14 protein-coding genes and 1 pseudogene are annotated in these 17,753 nt (G+C 72.5%); 6 read left to right on the top strand and 9 right to left on the bottom strand.

Going from position 1 to position 17,753, the window contains the following annotated elements; translation table 11 throughout:
• Positions 1-51: 51 nt before the first annotated feature.
• A complete protein-coding gene (locus N5I75_RS17315) occupies positions 52-1,857 on the bottom strand; it encodes an ABC-F family ATP-binding cassette domain-containing protein (RefSeq protein ID WP_476678517.1) in 1,806 nt (601 codons plus the stop codon).
• Between the two features lie 553 nt (positions 1,858-2,410).
• Between N5I75_RS17315 and N5I75_RS17310 the strand changes: the two genes are divergently transcribed.
• Complete coding sequence (locus tag N5I75_RS17310; RefSeq protein WP_476678515.1) at positions 2,411-3,214, top strand: transthyretin-like family protein; 804 nt, start codon at positions 2,411-2,413, stop codon at positions 3,212-3,214.
• An 18-nt stretch (positions 3,215-3,232) separates the two neighbouring features.
• Here N5I75_RS17310 and N5I75_RS17305 read toward each other — a convergent pair whose 3' ends face one another.
• The 6 genes from N5I75_RS17305 to rsmI all read right to left on the bottom strand — a co-directional run bounded on the left by N5I75_RS17305 (position 3,233) and on the right by rsmI (position 9,571).
• Complete coding sequence (locus N5I75_RS17305; protein ID WP_476678513.1) at positions 3,233-4,132, bottom strand: 4-(cytidine 5'-diphospho)-2-C-methyl-D-erythritol kinase; 900 nt, start codon at positions 4,130-4,132, stop codon at positions 3,233-3,235.
• On the bottom strand, positions 4,129-5,007 hold the full coding sequence (gene rsmA / locus N5I75_RS17300) for a 16S rRNA (adenine(1518)-N(6)/adenine(1519)-N(6))-dimethyltransferase RsmA (RefSeq protein WP_476678511.1): 879 nt from the start codon (positions 5,005-5,007) through the stop codon (positions 4,129-4,131). The genes N5I75_RS17305 and rsmA overlap by 4 nt, the downstream gene beginning before the upstream one ends.
• A gap of 59 nt (positions 5,008-5,066) precedes the next feature.
• Positions 5,067-6,530 (bottom strand): ubiquitin-like domain-containing protein, encoded by a 1,464-nt coding sequence (locus tag N5I75_RS17295; RefSeq protein WP_476678509.1) that lies wholly within the window; start codon positions 6,528-6,530, stop codon positions 5,067-5,069.
• Between the two features lie 567 nt (positions 6,531-7,097).
• Positions 7,098-7,982 (bottom strand): TatD family hydrolase, encoded by an 885-nt coding sequence (locus N5I75_RS17290; protein WP_476678508.1) that lies wholly within the window; start codon positions 7,980-7,982, stop codon positions 7,098-7,100.
• A 78-nt stretch (positions 7,983-8,060) separates the two neighbouring features.
• Positions 8,061-8,531: a hypothetical protein gene (locus tag N5I75_RS17285; protein ID WP_476678506.1), complete on the bottom strand. Its 471-nt coding sequence runs from the start codon at positions 8,529-8,531 to the stop codon at positions 8,061-8,063.
• A gap of 197 nt (positions 8,532-8,728) precedes the next feature.
• Positions 8,729-9,571, bottom strand: a complete 843-nt coding sequence (rsmI, locus tag N5I75_RS17280; protein WP_476678504.1) for a 16S rRNA (cytidine(1402)-2'-O)-methyltransferase — start codon at positions 9,569-9,571, stop codon at positions 8,729-8,731.
• Between the two features lie 194 nt (positions 9,572-9,765).
• Here rsmI and N5I75_RS17275 point away from each other — a divergent pair, with 194 nt between their 5' ends.
• From N5I75_RS17275 to N5I75_RS17260, 4 genes and pseudogenes are all read left to right on the top strand, one after another.
• Positions 9,766-11,529: a dolichyl-phosphate-mannose--protein mannosyltransferase gene (locus N5I75_RS17275; protein ID WP_476678502.1), complete on the top strand. Its 1,764-nt coding sequence runs from the start codon at positions 9,766-9,768 to the stop codon at positions 11,527-11,529.
• A gap of 124 nt (positions 11,530-11,653) precedes the next feature.
• Positions 11,654-13,285, top strand: a complete 1,632-nt coding sequence (locus N5I75_RS17270) for a penicillin-binding transpeptidase domain-containing protein (protein WP_476679521.1) — start codon at positions 11,654-11,656, stop codon at positions 13,283-13,285.
• Between the two features lie 168 nt (positions 13,286-13,453).
• Positions 13,454-15,154 carry a penicillin-binding transpeptidase domain-containing protein gene (locus N5I75_RS17265; RefSeq protein WP_476678501.1) on the top strand — a complete coding sequence of 567 codons (1,701 nt, stop codon included), beginning with the start codon at positions 13,454-13,456 and terminating at the stop codon, positions 15,152-15,154.
• Between the two features lie 16 nt (positions 15,155-15,170).
• A pseudogene (locus N5I75_RS17260) lies at positions 15,171-15,344 on the top strand (EamA family transporter); the annotation flags it as partial.
• A 97-nt stretch (positions 15,345-15,441) separates the two neighbouring features.
• Here N5I75_RS17260 and N5I75_RS17255 read toward each other — a convergent pair.
• Positions 15,442-16,218 (bottom strand): SDR family NAD(P)-dependent oxidoreductase, encoded by a 777-nt coding sequence (locus N5I75_RS17255; RefSeq protein ID WP_476678499.1) that lies wholly within the window; start codon positions 16,216-16,218, stop codon positions 15,442-15,444.
• A gap of 75 nt (positions 16,219-16,293) precedes the next feature.
• Between N5I75_RS17255 and N5I75_RS17250 the strand changes: the two genes are divergently transcribed.
• On the top strand, positions 16,294-16,590 hold the full coding sequence (locus N5I75_RS17250) for a DUF397 domain-containing protein (RefSeq protein WP_476678497.1): 297 nt from the start codon (positions 16,294-16,296) through the stop codon (positions 16,588-16,590).
• Here N5I75_RS17250 and N5I75_RS17245 read toward each other — a convergent pair.
• Complete coding sequence (locus N5I75_RS17245; protein WP_476678495.1) at positions 16,568-17,743, bottom strand: serine hydrolase domain-containing protein; 1,176 nt, start codon at positions 17,741-17,743, stop codon at positions 16,568-16,570. The two genes, N5I75_RS17250 and N5I75_RS17245, sit on opposite strands and share 23 nt — an antisense overlap.
• Positions 17,744-17,753 lie beyond the last annotated feature (10 nt).

Here is a 17,753-nt window from a genome sequence, read left to right as displayed (position 1 = left end):
CCAAGGGTGGACCGGCCCGTGATGCGTCTGTTACGCGCCTACACGCCGCCTTCACGCATCATCGGCGAGTTCCAGCCAGCGCAGTTCCAAGTCCTCGCGCTCGGCCACCAGTTCCCGCAGCTCGGCGTCGAGCTTGGCGACCTTCTCGAAGTTCGTGGCGTTGTCCGCGATCTGCTTGTGCAGCGTGGACTCCTTGGCGGAGATCTTGTCCATCTGCCGCTCGATCTTCTGCAGCTCCTTCTTCGCGGCGCGGGCGTCGGCGGCCGACGGGCCGGACTTCGCGGCGGCGGGGGCGGCCACGGGCGCCGGGGACGCGGCCTCGATCATGCGCTGCCTGCGCTCCAGGTACTCCTCGATGCCGCGCGGCAGCATGCGCAGGGTGGCGTCGCCGAGCAGCGCGAACGTGTTGTCCGTGGTCCGCTCGATGAAGTACCGGTCGTGGGAGATGACGATCATGGAGCCGGGCCAGCCGTCGAGGAGGTCCTCCAGCTGGGCCAGGGTCTCGATGTCGAGGTCGTTGGTCGGCTCGTCGAGGAAGAGGACGTTCGGCTCGTCCATGAGCAGGCGCAGGAGCTGAAGGCGGCGCCGCTCGCCACCGGACAGGTCACCGACGGGCGTCCACTGCTTCTCCTTGCTGAAGCCGAACTGCTCGCAGAGCTGGCCCGCGGTCATCTCGCGGCCCTTGCCGAGGTCGACGCGGTCGCGGATCTGCTGGACGGCCTCCAGGACCCGCAGCGACGCGGGCAGCTCGGTCACGTCCTGCGACAGGTAGGCGAGCCGGACCGTCTTGCCGACGACGACCTTCCCGGCGGCGGGCTGCTGCTCGCCCTGGGTGCGGGCTGCGTCGGCGAGGGCGCGGAGCAGGGACGTCTTGCCCGCGCCGTTCACACCGACCAGGCCGATGCGGTCGCCGGGGCCGAGGTGCCAGGTGAGGTGCTTGAGCAGGACCTTCGGGCCGGCCTGGACGGTCACGTCCTCCAGGTCGAACACGGTCTTGCCGAGGCGGGCGTTCGCGAACCGCATCAGCTCGCTCTTGTCGCGGGGCGGCGGCACGTCGGCGATCAGCTCGTTGGCCGCCTCGATGCGGTAGCGGGGCTTGCTGGTGCGGGCCGGGGCGCCGCGGCGCAGCCAGGCCAGCTCCTTGCGCATCAGGTTCTGGCGCTTGGTCTCCTCGGTCGCGGCGATGCGCTCGCGCTCGGCGCGGGCGAACACGTAGTCCGAGTAGCCGCCCTCGTACTCGTAGACCGTGCCCTTCTGCACGTCCCACATGCGGGTGCAGACCTGGTCGAGGAACCAGCGGTCGTGCGTGACGCAGACGAGGGCCGAGCGGCGGGCCTGGAGGTGGCGGGCGAGCCAGGCGATGCCCTCGACGTCGAGGTGGTTGGTGGGCTCGTCGAGGATCAGCAGGTCCGGGTCGTCGATGAGCAGCTTGGCGAGGGCGATGCGGCGGCGCTCGCCGCCGGAGAGGGGGCCGATGACGGTGTCCAGGCCCTGGTCGAAACCGGGCATGTCCAGTCCGCCGAACAGGCCGGTGAGCACGTCCCTGATCTTGGCGTTGCCCGCCCACTCGTGGTCGGCGAGGTCGCCGATCACCTCGTGGCGGACGGTTGCCGCCGGGTCGAGGGAGTCGTGCTGCGTCAGGACGCCGAGGCGCAGGCCGCCGCTGTGCGTGACCCGGCCGGTGTCGGCCTCCTCCAGCTTGCCGAGCATCCGGATCAGGGTCGTCTTGCCGTCCCCGTTCCGACCGACCACGCCGATCCGGTCGCCTTCCGATACGCCGAGGGAGACTCCGTCGAGCAGGGCCCTTGTGCCGTAGACCTTGGTGACGTTCTCGACGTTGACCAGATTGACTGCCATTTCGCTCCTGCCGCGGGGGTACCTGTCCTCCAGCGTAGTCGGGGTGGTGGGGTGGGCTTCGCGCCGCGGGGGTCGGGGGTACGTCGCCGGGTGCGGGCGGAGTGTGGCTGGCCGCGCAGTTCCCCGCGCCCCTCTGGGGTGCGTCGTCGGGTGCGGCTGTCGTCGTGGCTGGTCGCGCAGTTCCCCGCGCCCCTGGAGCTTGCGGCTTCGCCGCAGCCCCATAAGGGCGCGTCACGCGCACCCCCGAGACGCGCGGCACACCGCCTCTCCGGGGCACGCGTCCCACGCGCCCCTCTGAGATGGCGCACGAAGTGCGCATCTCAGGGGCGCGGGGAACTGCGCGACCAGCCACGACGGACGTCGTACTCCGCCACCGGGGCCGGCCCGGCAGACGAGGGGACGACCTCAGGCGACACCCAGGTGAACCCCAGAACGGGGCGAATCACCCACCAGCCACAGCCCCGTAACAGCCCACCAGCCCGGAACAACGCCCCACACCCCACCCCGGTCCAACACAGCACACGTCACCACCCGACCCGACCGGAGGAACCCCGTGCCGAACAAGACCCTGCCGACGCGGCTCGCAGCCGTCTCCGCCCTGCTCCTCGCGACCGGCGCCCTGACCGCGCCCACCGCCTCCGCGGACCCCGCCCCCGGCGACCCGTACGTCGTCGAGGTGACGACCGATCCCACCGGCACCGACTACGACCACCGCACCGTCGACGTCACGGGCACCGTCACCAAGGCCGACGGCACCCCGGCGCCGAACGTGCCCGTCACGGTCCAGGAGGTCGTCCAGTTCACGACCTGGAACCCGTGGAGCGACCCGATCGACCCCAACTACTACGAGCCCCGCGACCTGGGCACCCCGGTCACCGACGCGAACGGGAGGTTCACGATCCCGGACGTCCGTATCGACCACGACACCAGCAGCAGTCTCCTCAACGTCCAGCAGGACGTCCACATCACCGCCATGTGGGACGAGGACGGCGACCTGAACACCCCGCAGGACGGCTACTTCGACGAGACCACCGTGCACGCCGCGCCGAAGCCGACCTCGCTCACGTACAAGGTCAACAAGAAGAAGGTGAAGAAGGGCGACATCCTCACCGTCGAGGGCAAGGTGACCGTGCCGCGCGGTGTCGACCCCCAGGACATCGAGGTCTTCCTCCAGACGTACTGGGAGAGCCAGTCCCGCGTGAAGGTCACCACGGAGGAGGACGGCACCTTCGTGATGTCCGCGCGGGTCCGCGCCGAGGACGGCGTCTTCGTGCTCCGCACGGCCACCCGCGACCTCTATGTGGCGGGGACCGAGACGAAGCTGCCGATCACCAACACCTCGCTGCCCCGCCCCTGATCACCCGCCGACCGCGCCTCACCCGGTGACGAGTGAGGCGCCCGGCGCGGGCGACGCCGCCACGCGCGCCGTCCGGCAGGTCCCGGAGACGGTCAGCGCGTCGGCGATCCGGCGCGCGGCCGCCTCGTCCGCCGCGAGGTACGCGGTCGTCGGCCCGGACCCGGAGACCAGCGCGGCCAGCGCCCCGGCCCCCTTACCCGCGTCGAGCGTCGCCTTCAGGGACGGGAACAGGGAGAGAGCCGCGGGCTGGAGGTCGTTGGTGACGGTGGCCGCGAGGGCGGACGCGTCACCGGTGCGCAGTGCGTCCAGAAGCGCGGAAGAGGCTACGGGCTCCGGGGCGTCCGGCGTCAGACGGTCGAACTCCCGGTACACGGCCGGCGTCGACAGGCCGCCGTCCGCCACCGCGAAGACCCACCAGAACGGCCCGTCCACGTCGAGGATCCGCAACTTCTCACCGCGGCCCGTGCCCAGCGCCGCCCCGCCGACCAGGCTGAACGGCACGTCACTGCCCAACTCCGCGCAGATGTCCAGGAGTTCCTCGCGCGAGGCCTCCGTCCCCCACAGCGCGTCGCACGCCACGAGCGCGCCCGCCGCGTCCGCCGAGCCGCCCGCCATGCCGCCCGCGACGGGGATGTCCTTGGCGATGTGGATACGGACCTTCGGGTCGTCGCCGAGTCCGTGCCGCCCGGCGAGGGCGATCGCCGCGCGCGCCGCCAGATTCGTACGGTCGAGGGGGACCTGGTCGGACCCGGGGCCCGTACAGGTGATCTCGAAGGCCGGAGCGGGCTCGACCGTCACCTCGTCGTACAGACCTACCGCCAGGAAGACGTTGGCCAGGTCGTGGAAGCCGTCGGGGCGGGCGGCGCCGACCGCGAGCTGGACGTTGACCTTGGCCGGGACGCGTACGGTCACACTCACGCTGCCGTCTCCTCCTGCTTGTGCTCGGCGATCCTCGCGAACTCCTCGACCGTCAGCGCCTCGCCGCGCGCCTGCGGGGAGACCCCGGCCGCGACGAGCGCCGCCTCCGCCGCGGCGGCCGAACCGGCCCATCCGGCGAGCGCGGCGCGCAGCGTCTTGCGGCGCTGGGCGAACGCCGCGTCGACGACCGCGAAGACCTCCTCCTTGGCGGCGGTCGTGGCGACGGGCTCGGCGCGGCGGACCAGGGAGACAAGGCCGCTGTCGACATTCGGCGCGGGCCAGAAGACGTTCCGCCCGATGCTGCCCGCGCGCTTGACCTCGGCGTACCAGTTGGCCTTGACGGACGGGACGCCGTAGACGCGCGAGCCGGGGCCGGCGGCGAGCCGGTCGGCGACCTCGGCCTGGACCATGACGAGGGTGCGCTCGATGGTCGGGAAGGTGTCGAGCATGTGGAGGAGGACCGGGACCGCCACGTTGTACGGGAGGTTCGCGACCAGGGCGGTCGGGGCCGGGCCCGGGAGCGCGGTGACCTGCATGGCGTCCATGTTGACCAGGTCGAAGACGTCCTTCTTGGCCGGGATGCGGGCCGCGACGGTGGCGGGCAGCGCGGCGGCGAGCGTGTCGTCGATCTCGACGGCGGTCACGTGCCGGGCCACGTCGAGCAGCGCCAGGGTGAGCGAGCCGAGGCCCGGGCCGACCTCGACGACCACGTCGTCCGCGGTGACCTCCGCGGTGCGGACGATCCGGCGGACCGTGTTGGCGTCGATGACGAAGTTCTGGCCGCGCTGCTTCGTGGGGCGGACGCCGAGGGCGGCGGCCAGCTCGCGGATGTCGGCGGCGCCGAACAGGGGGCCTTGGGGGTCAGGGGTGCTCACCGTTCAAGGGTACGGGGCCGCGCCGCACCGGGTTCACCCGTGCGGCCGGGCCTGCCGGATCACCCGTGCAGCCGGGGCCCGCAGTGCGGCCAGGGGCTCGTGCCGCGCCGCACGTACAGCTTCTTCGCCCGGTAGGTCTGCTCGGCGGCGGGCGCGTCCTGCGGGTGGCCCGAGCCGCCGAGGCTCTGCCAGGTCTGCGTGTCGAACTGGTAGAGGCCGCCGTAGGTGCCGGTCGCGTCGGTGGCGGCGGGGCGTCCGCCGGACTCGCAGGCGGCCAGTGAGGACCAGTTCAGGGTGTCGGCGCCGGCCACGGAGCTGGGCAGCGGCCGCGTCCCGACCCGGATCATCTGCGTACGGGGTTCGCGCACCGTCTCCGCCTTGACGCGGCGCGGCTTCTGCTTGACGCCGTTGACGGTGCGCAGCGCGTACGTGACCCGGCGCATCCCGGGTTCGCCGGCCTGCGTGACGACCTCGGTGCCCCGGAACAGGGCGGGGTCGTCGATGCGCTCGGTGGCGAACGGGACGATCTCCTCGCGGACCTCCTTGCCGCCGGTCACCCGCATCACGGTGATCGTCTGGCCGTCGCGGGGAAAGCTCTGCGCCGGTACGGAGGTGGTGTCCTGGCCGTGCAGCCGGACCCCTGCGGCGTCGACGGCCTCGCCGACGGTCGCCGCGTTGGTGCGGATGGTGCGACGGCGGCCGTCGGCCATGACGGTGACGCTCCGCTCGGTCCGTACGGCCAGGTCGAGGCCGTGGCGCTCGATACGGCGGGAACGGGACGCGGAGACGTACGCGCCCTCCGCCCGCACCCCGAGCTGTCTCAGCGCCCCGTCGACGGTGCGCTCCGTCGTCCACACCTGGCGGCGCTGGCCGTCGAGGGTGAGCCTGACGGGGCGGCCGTAGCGGACGGCGACTTCGTCGCCGCTGGTCAGGGCGGCGGTGCGGCCCGGGGCCACGACGTCGTGGGCGCCGACGTCGACGCCCTCGTCCGCGAGCAGCTCGGTGACGTCGTCGGCGAAGGTGTGCAGGGTGCGCTCCTTGCCGTCGATGTCCAGCCGGATGGCTTTGTCGTCGGCGACGAACGCGGTGGTGCCTCCGGCCAGGAACGCGACCACCAGCGCCTGCGGGACCAGCCTCCGCAACGCCTCGGGCCGCTGCTCGGCCTTCCGCCGCCGCGCGGCCCGCCGGGCGGCGATCCGCCCGGTCACGGGACGCGCCACGGGGGCGGGGGTCCGCTGCGGGGGCGCGGGTTCGGCCGGGGCGGCCGGGCGGTAGGTGTAGGCGGGGCGGTAGGTGTCGCGGACGGGGTAGGCACCCGGCGCGGAGGGGCTTTGAGCGGATGCGGCGTAGGGGTCGGGCGCGGCGTACGGATGGGGTGCGGCGTACGGCTCGGGCGCGGCGTTGAAGTCCTGCGCGGCGTAGGAATCCGGTGCGGCGTAAGGGTTCGGTCGGCGGTGTGCGCCGCGGGCGGCATGGGGCGCGGGCGGCCCGGCTTGGGCCCGGCCGCGAGCGGGCTGAGGCACGGGCGGCCCGGCTTGGGCCCGGCCGCGAGCGGGCTGAGGCACGGGCGGGCCGGCTTGGGTCCGGCCGCGAGCGGGCTGAGGCGCGGGCGGGCCGTACTGGTTCTCGCCGCCGACGGCTGGGGACGCGGGCACGCCGTACTGACTGTCGCCGTACGGGCCGTCAGCCGCGTACGGGCCGTCAGCCGCGTACGAGCCATCAGCCGCGTACGGGCTGTGACCAGCCCCGTCGGGATACCGGCCGTACTCGGCCCCCTCCGAGTACGGCCGCGGTGCCGCCACCGCCCCGCTCTCCCCGACCGGCGGCGCCACCCGCGGGACCGGGACCACACCCGGCGGCCCCCCGTACCGGGCGGGCGGAACGTAAGGGCCGTACGTGTCCTCGTACGTCTCGTACGGCGTATTGCTCACGACGACGCTCCAGGCGCTCCAGGGGTCCGGCCCCCGGGCGGGGGCGGATCGGGCGAGCAGAACCTAGCGGAGAGGTCGTCACTCTCCAAAGCAGCGCGACTACGCAGTGTCGCGGCGCTGCGCATGCCTTGACGTCGGTGGGCGGGTCCGCGTTATCGGTCAGTAATCGAACGCGCGGGCCGTGTTGGCGGAGACCGACGTGGCGAGGGTTTCCTCCGTGACGCCCTTGACCGCGGCCATCGCGCGCAGCGTGACCGGAATGAGATACGGCGCGTTGGGCCGTCCGCGGTACGGCGCCGGGGTCAGGAAGGGCGCGTCGGTCTCGACGAGGACCAGGTCGAGCGGGGCGACGGCGAGCGCGTCCCGCAGCGGCTGCGCGTTCTTGAACGTCACGTTGCCCGCGAACGACATGAAGTAGCCGTTCTCGGCGCAGACTTGGGCCATGGCGGCGTCGCCGGAGTAGCAGTGGAAGACGGTGCGCTCGGGCGCGCCCTCCTCCTTCAGGATGCGTAGCACATCCTCGTGGGCCTCGCGGTCGTGGATGACGAGCGCCTTGCCGTGGCGCTTGGCGATCTCGATGTGGGCGCGGAACGAGCGCTCCTGCGCCGCCTTGCCCTCGGGGCCCGTGCGGAAGTAGTCGAGGCCGGTCTCGCCGACGCCCTTGACCTGCGGAAGCGCGGCGAGCCGGTCGATCTCGGCGAGCGCCTCGTCGAGCCCGGCGTCACCAAGAGGCTGGCGCGCGCCCTGACGGGACCAACCATCAGGGTCGCCATGGACGATACGGGGCGCCTCGTTCGGGTGGAGGGCGACGGTGGCGTGCACGCGCGCGTGCTGCTCGGCCACGGACGCGGCCCACCGCGAACCGGCCAGATCGCAGCCGACCTGCACCACGGTCGTCACGCCCACCGACGCCGCCTTGGCTAGGGCCTCCTCCACGGTGCCCGCCTGCATGTCCAGGTGGGTGTGGGAGTCGGCGACCTCGACCGCGAGCGGTGCGGGCGGCGGGGGCGGGGTGACGTCCTTGGCGGCGCGGTCGGAGCTCATGCCCCGATTTTACGAACCCGCTCCGCCGATCCCCGAACCCGCTCCGCCGATCCCCGAACCCGTTCCACGGAGCCGCGCTCACGCCTCCTTGCCGTGGTGGTGGCTGAAGGGGTGCAGCAGGTCGGACAGGCGCCAGTGGTGGCGCTCCCCGTCCGGGGACGGCGCCGGGCCGGGCGTCCCGGCCGCGGGTTCGGGGGCCTCCACCGGACCCGCGGCCGGGGTGTCGTGGGGGCGCGCGCCGTGCAGCATGTTCTGCGCCGAGGAGACGCGCCCGGCCCGCATGATCCGCAGGACGTGCCCGTCGCAGTTCAGACAGGTGGGCCGGGTCAGCGGCGACGGCACCCGCTCCCCGTTCGCCACGTACTGCACGTACGGCGCGCCGTCCCCGTCGACGTGGTGCTCTATCTCGTACGACTGCTCCCAGCCGTGCCCGCACCGCATGCAGGCGAATGAATACGACTCATGGGCGGTGGACATCGCCCCGGCGCGCTGCGACACCGAAGGTGTCCCGACGCCGGTCGACATCCCGGGGACCGCGAACTCGCTCATGCCGGCTCCTCTTGTCCGCTGGACAAGCGCTGCCCGTGGGCAGCGTGGGGACGGGTGCGTCCCTTCAACCAGTGGACGCCTCCGCCGGGCCGGGCGCAAAAGCCCTGTCGACTATTGGAGCCGATTTGGCCTTTCCCTGCCTGAATGGCCGTGACACCCGGTCTTCGCTTTGCTTTTCAGGTTAGTCCTTTACGCCCTTATGGGGTGTCCCGCGCCGCATTCTTTGCCGCCACGACGGCATCGAAGACGTCCCGTTTGGGTAGCCCGGCGTCCGCGGCGACGGCGGCGATCGCCTCTTTGCGCCGCTCCCCCGCCTCCTCGCGCACCCGCACCCTGCGCACCAGCTCATCGGGGGTGAGGTCGTCGCCGGACTTCTCCGGGGCACCCTCGACGACGACGGTGATCTCGCCCCGTACGCCGTCCGCGGCCCATTCGGCGAGCTCCTTCAGCGGCCCGCGTCTCACTTCCTCGTACGTCTTGGTCAGCTCGCGGCAGACGGCGGCGCGGCGGTCCTCGCCGAACGCCTCGACCATCGCGGCGAGCGTGTCGTCGAGGCGGTGCGGGGCCTCGAAGTAGACGAGGGTGCGGCGCTCGTCGGCGACGTCCTTGAGGCGGCTCAGGCGTTCGCCCGCCTTGCGCGGCAGGAACCCCTCGAAGCAGAACCGGTCCACGGGGAGCCCGGAGAGCGCGAGCGCGGTGAGCACGGCGGACGGGCCCGGCACGGCGGTGACCCGGATGTCCCGCTCGACCGCGGCGGCGACGAGCCGGTAGCCCGGGTCGGAGACGGACGGCATGCCCGCGTCGGTGACGAGCAGCACGCGCGCACCGCCCGCGAGGGCCTCGACCAGCTCCGGGGTGCGCGCGGCCTCGTTGCCCTCGAAGTAGGAGACGACACGCCCGCTCACCTGCACGCCGAGCGCCTGCGTGAGCCGCTTCATGCGCCGGGTGTCCTCGGCCGCGACGACATCGGCGGTGGCCAGCTCCTGCGCGAGCCGCGGCGGCGCGTCGGAGACGTCTCCGATGGGGGTGCCGGCGAGCACGAGCGTTCCGGCGGAGGCCGAACGGGCGGCGGAGCCTGCGGACCGGTCGGGCTGCGAGGAATGCTGGGGGGAACGCTGAGGGGAATCGGGGCTACCTGTCACCCTCCCATCCTCGCAGGCGGCGACAGCGGTGACGGCGGCCGAGTCGGGCCCGCGCACGGGACTCGCACAGCCCCGTTCCCTACGATGGCGCGGTGACCAGTACCGCGTCGTCGTCCCATCCGGCCCCGACCAGCGCCCCGCCCGAGCAACCGCCCGGCGGGCGGCGGCCGTCGTCGGCGTGGCTGCACGGCCTGCGCCGGTTCGGGTACCGAGCACCGGCCGGCGGCGGCGACGTGCGCGCGCGCCTCGTACCGCCGTATCCCGCGCCGTCGTCCCGGCTGTGGGCGTCGTTCGGCCTGCACCGCTTCACGGCGGGCCGCGCCGACCGGCTGCTCGGCTGGGCGGGCCCGCTGCTCGTCACGCTCGTCGCCGGGGTGCTGCGGTTCTGGAACCTCGGCAGCCCCAAGGCGGTGATATTCGACGAGACGTACTACGCCAAGGACGCGTGGGCGCTCATCCACCGCGGGTACGAGGTCAACTGGGCCAAGAACGCCAACGACCTGATCCTGGAGAAGAACGGCCACATCCCGGTCCCGACGGACGCCTCGTACGTCGTGCATCCGCCGGTCGGCAAGTACGTCATCGGCGTCGGTGAGTGGCTGTTCGGGTTCAACCCGTTCGGCTGGCGGTTCATGACGGCCGTCCTCGGCACACTCTGCGTGCTGATGGTCTGCCGGATCGGCCGCCGCCTCTTCCGCTCCACCTTCCTGGGCTGCCTTGCCGGGGCGCTGCTCATGGTCGACGGCCTCGCGTTCGTGATGAGCCGCACCGCGCTGCTCGACTCGGTGCTCGTGTTCTTCGTGGTGGCGGCGTTCGGCTGCCTGCTCGTCGACCGGGACAGAACCCGCGAACGCCTCGCGGCGGCGCTCCCGGTCGACGAACACGGCCTGGTCCGCCCGGACGCGCACATCGCCGAGACCCTGCGCCTCGGCTGGCGCCCCTGGCGGCTCCTGGCCGGCCTTAGCCTGGGCCTGGCGGCGGGCACGAAGTGGAACGGCTTCATCTATCTGGCGGCGTTCGCGCTGATGTCGGTGCTGTGGGATGTCGGCTCGCGGCGCGTGGCGGGTGCGCACCGCCCGTACCTGGCGGTGTTGCGGCGGGACGTGGTCCCGGCGTTCCTCTCCACGGTTCCCGTCGCGATCGCCACGTACGTCCTCTCCTGGCTGGGCTGGATCCTCTCCCCCTCCGACGGCAAGGGCGGCTACTTCCGCGACTGGGCGGCGACCGCGGGCAAGGGCGGCCACTTCACCTGGCTGCCCGACTGGGTGCGCAGCCTGTGGCACTACGAGCACGAGGTCTGGGAGTTCAACACCCATCTCAGCTCGCCGCACACCTACCAGTCCAACCCCTGGAGCTGGATGGTCGACGGCCGCCCGGTCTCCTACTTCTACGAGTCCCCGTCGGCGGGCCGCGACGGCTGCCCGGCGGACGCGGCGGACAAGTGCGCCCGCGAGGTCCTGGCCCTCGGCACCCCGCTCCTGTGGTGGGCGGCCTGCTTCGCGCTGCTGTTCGTCCTGTGGCGCTGGTTCTTCCGCCGCGACTGGCGGGCGGGCGCGATCGTCTGCGGGGTCGTCGCGGGCTACGCCCCCTGGTTCCAGTACCAGGAACGGACGATCTTCTACTTCTACGCGGTCGTCTTCGCCCCGTTCCTCTGCCTGGCCCTGGCGATGCTCCTCGGCGCGATCATCGGCAAACCGGGATCGAGCGACCGCCGCAGAGTCGCGGGCGCGGCGAGCGCGGGCGTCCTGGTCCTGCTGATCGCCTGGAACTTCATCTACTTCTGGCCGATCTACACGGGGACGGCGATCCCCATCGACTCGTGGCGTTCACGCATGTGGCTGGACACCTGGATCTGAGCGGGTTTCGGACGAAAGGCCGATCACTCTTCGGACACCTTCGGACACCATCGGGAAAACGCCCTGCGTATCGGCGCCCTCACGTGCCTACAGTCCCTTGGTCAACCTGGGGAGGGGGCGCGTGATGCGCAAGGGGGTCAAGGTCGCCATAGTCGGCGGCGTGTTCGCCACGATGGTGGGCGGTGCCGGGTACGGGGCGTTCAACATCGTCTCGGCGGTGTCGGAGGACGGCGGCACGTCGGTCACGGCGACGCGCAGGAGCGGGCCGCCGACGGGCGAGGAGATCAAGGAGACGTCGCGGAAGTTCCTCGCGGCGTGGGCGAAGAACGACGCGGCGACGGCCGCCGGCCTCACGAACTACGCCGACAGCGCGCTGCCCGCCCTCACCGGCTGGCACGACGACGCGCACGTCACCCGCACCGTCCTGACGCCGGGCACGCCCGTCGGGGCGAAGGTGCCCTTCACGGTCAAGGCGACCGTGCAGTTCGGGGAGGCGAGCAGGACGCTGTCCTACGACTCCGCGCTGACGGTCGTGCGGGGCGAGACCACTGGCCGGCCGCTGGTGCAGTGGCGCCCTTCCGTCCTGCACCCCGCCATGCGCGAGGGCGACACGCTCCTCACCGGCGAGTCGGCGGCGCCGCCCATCCAGGCCGTGGACCGCAACGGGGTGGTGCTGAGCAAGGAGAAGTACCCGTCGCTCGGGCCGGTTCTTGAGACGCTGCGCGCCCGGTACGGGGACACGGCCGGAGGGACGCCGGGCGTCGAGACGTTCATCCAGCGCCAGAACGCCGAAATGACCACCACCGCCAAGACTCTGCTCACCCTCACCAAGGGCAAGCCGGGCACACTGCACACGACGCTCAGCGCGAGCGCGCAGGCGGCGGCCGAGCAGTCGGCGGCGAAGTTCCCGAAGGCCGCCGTCGTCGCGGTCAAGCCGTCCACCGGTGAGGTGCTCGCGGTCGCCAACCACGGGTACGGGGCGTGGAACGCGGCGTTCGAGGCGAAGCTGGCGCCCGGCTCCACGATGAAGGTCATCACCGCCGCCGCACTTATCGACAACGGTGTCACGACGATGAACGGCCCGGCGCCCTGCCCGAACGAGGCCCCCGCGCTGAGCCAGACCTTCCACAACCTCGAAGGCATGGCGCCCGACGAGGGCGCGACGCTGTCCAGCAGCTTCCAGCGCTCCTGCAACACCGCCTTCATCAAGCTCTCCGACGACCTCGGCCCGGAGAAGTTCGCCGCCGAGGCGCAGAACCGCTTCGGCCTCGGCAAGGACTGGCAGACCGGGATCGTCTCGTACGACGGTTCCGTGCCCGTCAACGGGAACTCCGACGACCCGGCCGGGATGATCGGCCAGGGCAAGGTCACGATGAACCCGCTGAACATGGCCTCGGTCACGGCGACCGCGATCACCGGCACCTTCCGGCAGCCGATCCTCGTCTCCCCGAAGCTGGGCGACCGTCAGCTCGCCACCGCGCAGGGACTGCCCGCCTCGACCGCCTCCCAGCTCAAGCAGATGATGCGGGCGACGGCGACCTCGGCCATCGGCACCGCCACGCACGCGATGGCCGGACTCGGCGGTGACATCGGGGCGAAGACGGGCTCGGCGGAGGTCGGCGGCCAGACCGTCTCCAACTCCTGGTTCACCGGATTCCGGGGCGATGTCGCCGCCGCCGCGATGGTCGAGGGCGGCGGACACGGCGGCGACGCGGCGGGCCCGATCGTGGCATCCGTGCTGCGCGCCGGGTCATGACGGGAGCGGTGAAATCCACCGGCCCCGGGTCGTGACGGGACCGGACAAGAGCAAAGGCCCCGGATCGTAACGAAACCAGCGGCCGTTGTACGGCGTTCTGTCCTACAACAGCCGCGACTTGGGCCACCCCGTAATCTTGGGCCACCCGCAGAGCACCGGAGGACGACGTTGGGCACCAGAGGCAGGCGCAGGGAGACCGAGCGCCGCAACACCCGCACACTGGTGATCGGCGCGGCCGCCGTGGTCGCCGTCGTCGGAGCGGGCGTCGGCGCGTACGCCCTGATGGACAGCGGTACGGGCGCGTCGGCGGCGGCAGCGGCGGACGACAAGCCCGAGATTCCGTCGGGCCCGCCGAGCGCCGCCGAGGTCCGTTCGGTGGCCGACGCGTTCCTCGCCGCCTGGCAGTCCGGCGACGCGGCGAAGGCGGCCTCGTACACCGACGACGCGACCGCCGCCCGGGCCGCGCTCACCGGTCTCGTCAAGGACGCCCACCTCAGCGGTGTGAAGGTCACCCCGGGCACGCCCGCGGGCGCCAAGGTCCCCTTCCACGTCACGTCGACGGTCTCGTACGAGGAGAAGGCCGGCGGGCCCGGCATCAGCAAGCCGTACGCCTACGACTCCGCGCTGACGGCCGTACGCCGTGAAAGTGACGGGAAGGTGCTCGTCGGCTGGCAGGCGTCCGTGGCGCACCCGGAGCTGAAGGACGGCGACCGGCTCGTCACCGGGGAGGCGGGCGATCCGCCGATCAAGGCGGTGGACCGCGCGGGCGGCGAGCTGACGGCGAAGAAGTACCCCTCGCTCGGGACCGTCCTCGACGGGCTGCGCGAGAAGTACGGCAAGAAGGCGGGCGGCACGGCGGGCGTCGAACTCCGCGTCGTGCGCAAGTCCGCGAAGGAGGGTGCGGAGAAGAACGCCGTGCCCGACAAGACGCTGCTCACTCTCACCGAGGGCACGCCCGGCACGGTGAGGACGACGATCAGCCCGTCCGTGCAGGCGGAGGCCGAGAAGCAGGTCGCGAAGCGCGCACGCGCGTCGGTCGTGGTGCTGCGGCCCTCGACCGGCGAGATCCTCGGCGTCGCCAACTCCAGCCCCGGCTTCAACACGGCGTTCCAGGGTTCCTTGGCGCCCGGCTCGACGATGAAGGTCATCACGTCGTCGCTGCTCCTGGAGAAGGGTCTGGCCGAGGTCGACAAGAAGCACCCGTGCCCGAAGTACTTCACGTACGGGCACTGGAAGTTCCAGAACGACGACAAGTTCCAGATCAAGAACGGCACGTTCAAGGCGAGCTTCGCCGCGTCCTGCAACACCGCGTTCATCAGCCAGGCCCCGAAGCTGGACGACGACTCGCTGACCAAGCAGGCGCAGCAGGTCTTCGGGCTCGGCCTCGACAACTGGGCGATCGGCGTCCCGAGCTTCGACGGCTCGGTCCCCGTGCAGTCGGAGGCGCAGATGGCCGCGTCGCTGATCGGGCAGGGCGGGGTGCGGATGAACCCGCTGAACATGGCGTCGGTCGCGGCGACCGTCAAGTCCGGCACCTTCCACCAGCCCTACCTCGTCTCGCCGGACGTCGACCACCGCGCGCTCGCGAAGGCGTCGCGGACGATGTCGGCCGGTACGGTCGCGTCCCTGCGCGAACTCATGCACTACACGGCGGTCGCGGGCACGGCCGTGAAGCCGATGGCGGGTCTGGGCTCGGACATGGGCGCGAAGACGGGTTCGGCGGAGGTCGACGGGCAGAAGGAGCCCAACGGCTGGTTCACGGCCTATCGCGGCGACCTCGCGTCGGCGGCGGTGGTGCAGCAGGGCGGCCACGGCGGCGACTCGGCGGGCCCGGTGGTCCGCGAGATGCTGCTCAACGGCGCCGGCTGAGCGGAGCCGCCCGCCCGTGCCTCCGATGGTCGTCGCGGCGGTCCTGCTCGCGGCCGTCACCCACGCGTCCTGGAACGCGCTGGCCCACCACATCACCGACAAGCTCGTCGCCTTCACGCTGATCTCGGGGGGCGGCGCGCTGATCGGGCTGGTCATGGCCCCGTTCGTGCCGTTCCCTGCGGCGGGGGCGCGGCGGTGTCGTGCGCGGGCCCGACGGGTCGTGGCGGCGGGCGTGATGGTGGCGGGGATCGGGCTGATGCTGCACGCGGGGTGAGTGGGCGCCGTGCTCAGTGTGGCCGCATCGCCTTGAACCCCGTGCTCACCGCCGTGATGCCGCCGTCCACGGGGAGCGTCACGCCCGTCACCCACGCCGCGTCGCCGGACGCGAGGAACGCCACGGCCGCCGCGATGTCCTCCGGTTCGCCGACGCGGCCCAGCGGATACGCGTCCCGCAGGACATCGGGGTCGCGCCCCTGGCCCGTCCAGGCGGGGGTGCGGACGGTGCCCGGGGCGACCAGATTGACCCGGACGCCGCGCGGACCGGCGTGCCCGGCGAGGGTGCGCGTCAGGGAGACGAGACCCGCCTTCGCGGCGCTGTAGGCGTGGTTGCCGAAGTCCTGGAGCCCGTTGACGGAGCCGATGCTGACGATCGCCCCGCGCCCGGACGCGGCGAGGTGCGGCAGGGCCGCCTTGCAGCAGCGGTAGGCACCGGTGAGGGAGAGATCGAGGTCGCGGGCCCACGCCTCGTCGTCCTCGTCCTCGAAGAGCGCGGCGTCGGAGTGGCAGGCGTAGGCGTTGTTGACGAGGACGTCGAGCCGCCCGAAGTTCTCGACGGCGGCGGCGACGGCGGCCTCCACGGAGCGCCGGTCGCCGACGTCGCAGAGGCACGCGGAGGCGGTGCCGCCCCGCTCCCGGATCTCCCCGGCGATCTTCTCGGCACCGGCCAAGTCGATGTCGGTGGCGAGGACTTGAGCGCCCTCGGAGGCGAGGCGCCGGGCGACGGCGGCACCGATGCCGCGCCCCGCGCCGGTGACCAGGGCGGCGTGTCCCTCGAAGCGTGTCATGGGGTGCGACGCTACTCGGGGAGCGAGCGAAGGTCACCGGTTGTGGATCAATGGGTTCGCGGCCCTCACGGCGTCATGCCGCTGGTGGCATTACGGTCCCGGTGTACGCGACGGTCGCGCGCCCGACGATGTGGGGGCGGACGGAGAGTCGAGGTGCCTACGATGCTTGCCCACGAACTCGGCCGCGTCACTTGGCGCAGGAGCACCTACAGCGGAGGCGGGTCAGGCGGCGGCGATTGCGTCGAGATCGCCGACGTGTCCGAGGGCGTAGCCGTACGAGACAGCAAAGACCCGGACGGCGCCGCTCTGCGCTTCGGACCCGGGGTGTGGGCCGGGTTCGTCACGGGGCTCACAGGTTCGTCGCAGCGGTGACCGCGGCCTCGCGCACCGCCCGCACCAACGCCTGTGCCCTGGGGTCCGCCGTCACCCCCTGCCGCATTCCGTTCGTGACATAGCCGAACGCGATGCCCGTCTCCGGGTCGGCGAAGCCGAGGGCGCCGCCTCGGCCAGGGTGGCCGAAGGAGTGCGGGGTGAGGAGGGGGGAGGCGATGCCGTGGAGCATGTAGCCGAGGCCGAAGCGGGAGGGGACGGCCAGGACGCGGTCGGGGCCGGAGGACGCCTCCGTGCGGGCCAGTCGCATCGTCTCCGACGAGAACAGGCGCTGCCCGTCGTCCACCTCTCCGATCAGCGACGCGTAGAAGCGGGCCAGGCCCTCCGCCGTGCCGATGCCGTTCGAGCCGGGGAGTTCGGCCGCGCGGTACGCCGGGTCGTTCTCGTCCGGTGACGGGGTGATCGAGTCGAAGGCCCGTCGCGTCAGGGACTCCGGGTTCGTGTACGCCTCGACCAGGGCCGGCTTGGGCTTGGCGCGCGGGGCGCCGGGGACGGTCGGGGCCTCGGTGGGGCCTACGCGTCCGGCGCGGTGGGCCTCGGCGGCGGGCAGGCCGATCCAGACGTCGGCGCGGGCGGGACCCGCTATCTCGTCGGCGACGAACGCCCCGAGGGACCGGCCCGTGACCCGGCGGACGAGTTCGCCGGTGAGCCAGCTGTACGTCTGCGCGTGGTAACCGTGCTCCGTGCCGGGCTCCCAGAACGGGGCCTGCGCGGCGACAGCGACGGCGGCGAGATCGTGGTCGGCCGCCTCGGCGGGGGTCAGCGGGCGGTCCAGGGCGGGGACGCCGGCCCGGTGCGCCAGTACGTCCCGGACGAGCGCGTTCTCCTTGCCCCGTGCCTTGAACTCGGGCCAGTACGCCCCGACCGGCGCGTCCAGGTCCAGCTCTCCGCGCTGGTGCAGCAGGAGGAGCGCGGCGGCGGCCACGCCCTTGGTGGCGGAACGGAGGATCTGGGCGGTGCCGGGGCCCCAGAGCTCCGTGCCGCCGTCGACGTCCCGCGTTCCCGCGTACAGGTGCACGACCTCCCGGCCGTCCCGGTAGACGACGACGCCCGCGCCGCGCTCGCCCGCCTCCGCGAAGTTCCTGGCGAAGGCGGTCCTGACGCCTTCGAATCCGGGGGCGGTCGCGCCGTTCACAGCTGTATCC

The sequence above is a fragment of the Streptomyces sp. R818 genome, assembly GCF_056172735.1.
This window is presented reverse-complemented; position numbering and strand designations above follow the sequence as displayed.

Coding starts and splice junctions, on each gene's coding strand:
- N5I75_RS17270 (WP_476679521.1), top strand. CDS start 11,654: ATGCGCAAGGGGGTCAAGGTCGCCATAGTCGGCGGCGTGTTCGCCACG.
- N5I75_RS17290 (WP_476678508.1), bottom strand. CDS start 7,982: ATGAGCTCCGACCGCGCCGCCAAGGACGTCACCCCGCCCCCGCCGCCC.
- N5I75_RS17255 (WP_476678499.1), bottom strand. CDS start 16,218: ATGACACGCTTCGAGGGACACGCCGCCCTGGTCACCGGCGCGGGGCGC.
- N5I75_RS17315 (WP_476678517.1), bottom strand. CDS start 1,857: ATGGCAGTCAATCTGGTCAACGTCGAGAACGTCACCAAGGTCTACGGC.
- N5I75_RS17250 (WP_476678497.1), top strand. CDS start 16,294: ATGCCGCTGGTGGCATTACGGTCCCGGTGTACGCGACGGTCGCGCGCC.
- N5I75_RS17285 (WP_476678506.1), bottom strand. CDS start 8,531: ATGAGCGAGTTCGCGGTCCCCGGGATGTCGACCGGCGTCGGGACACCT.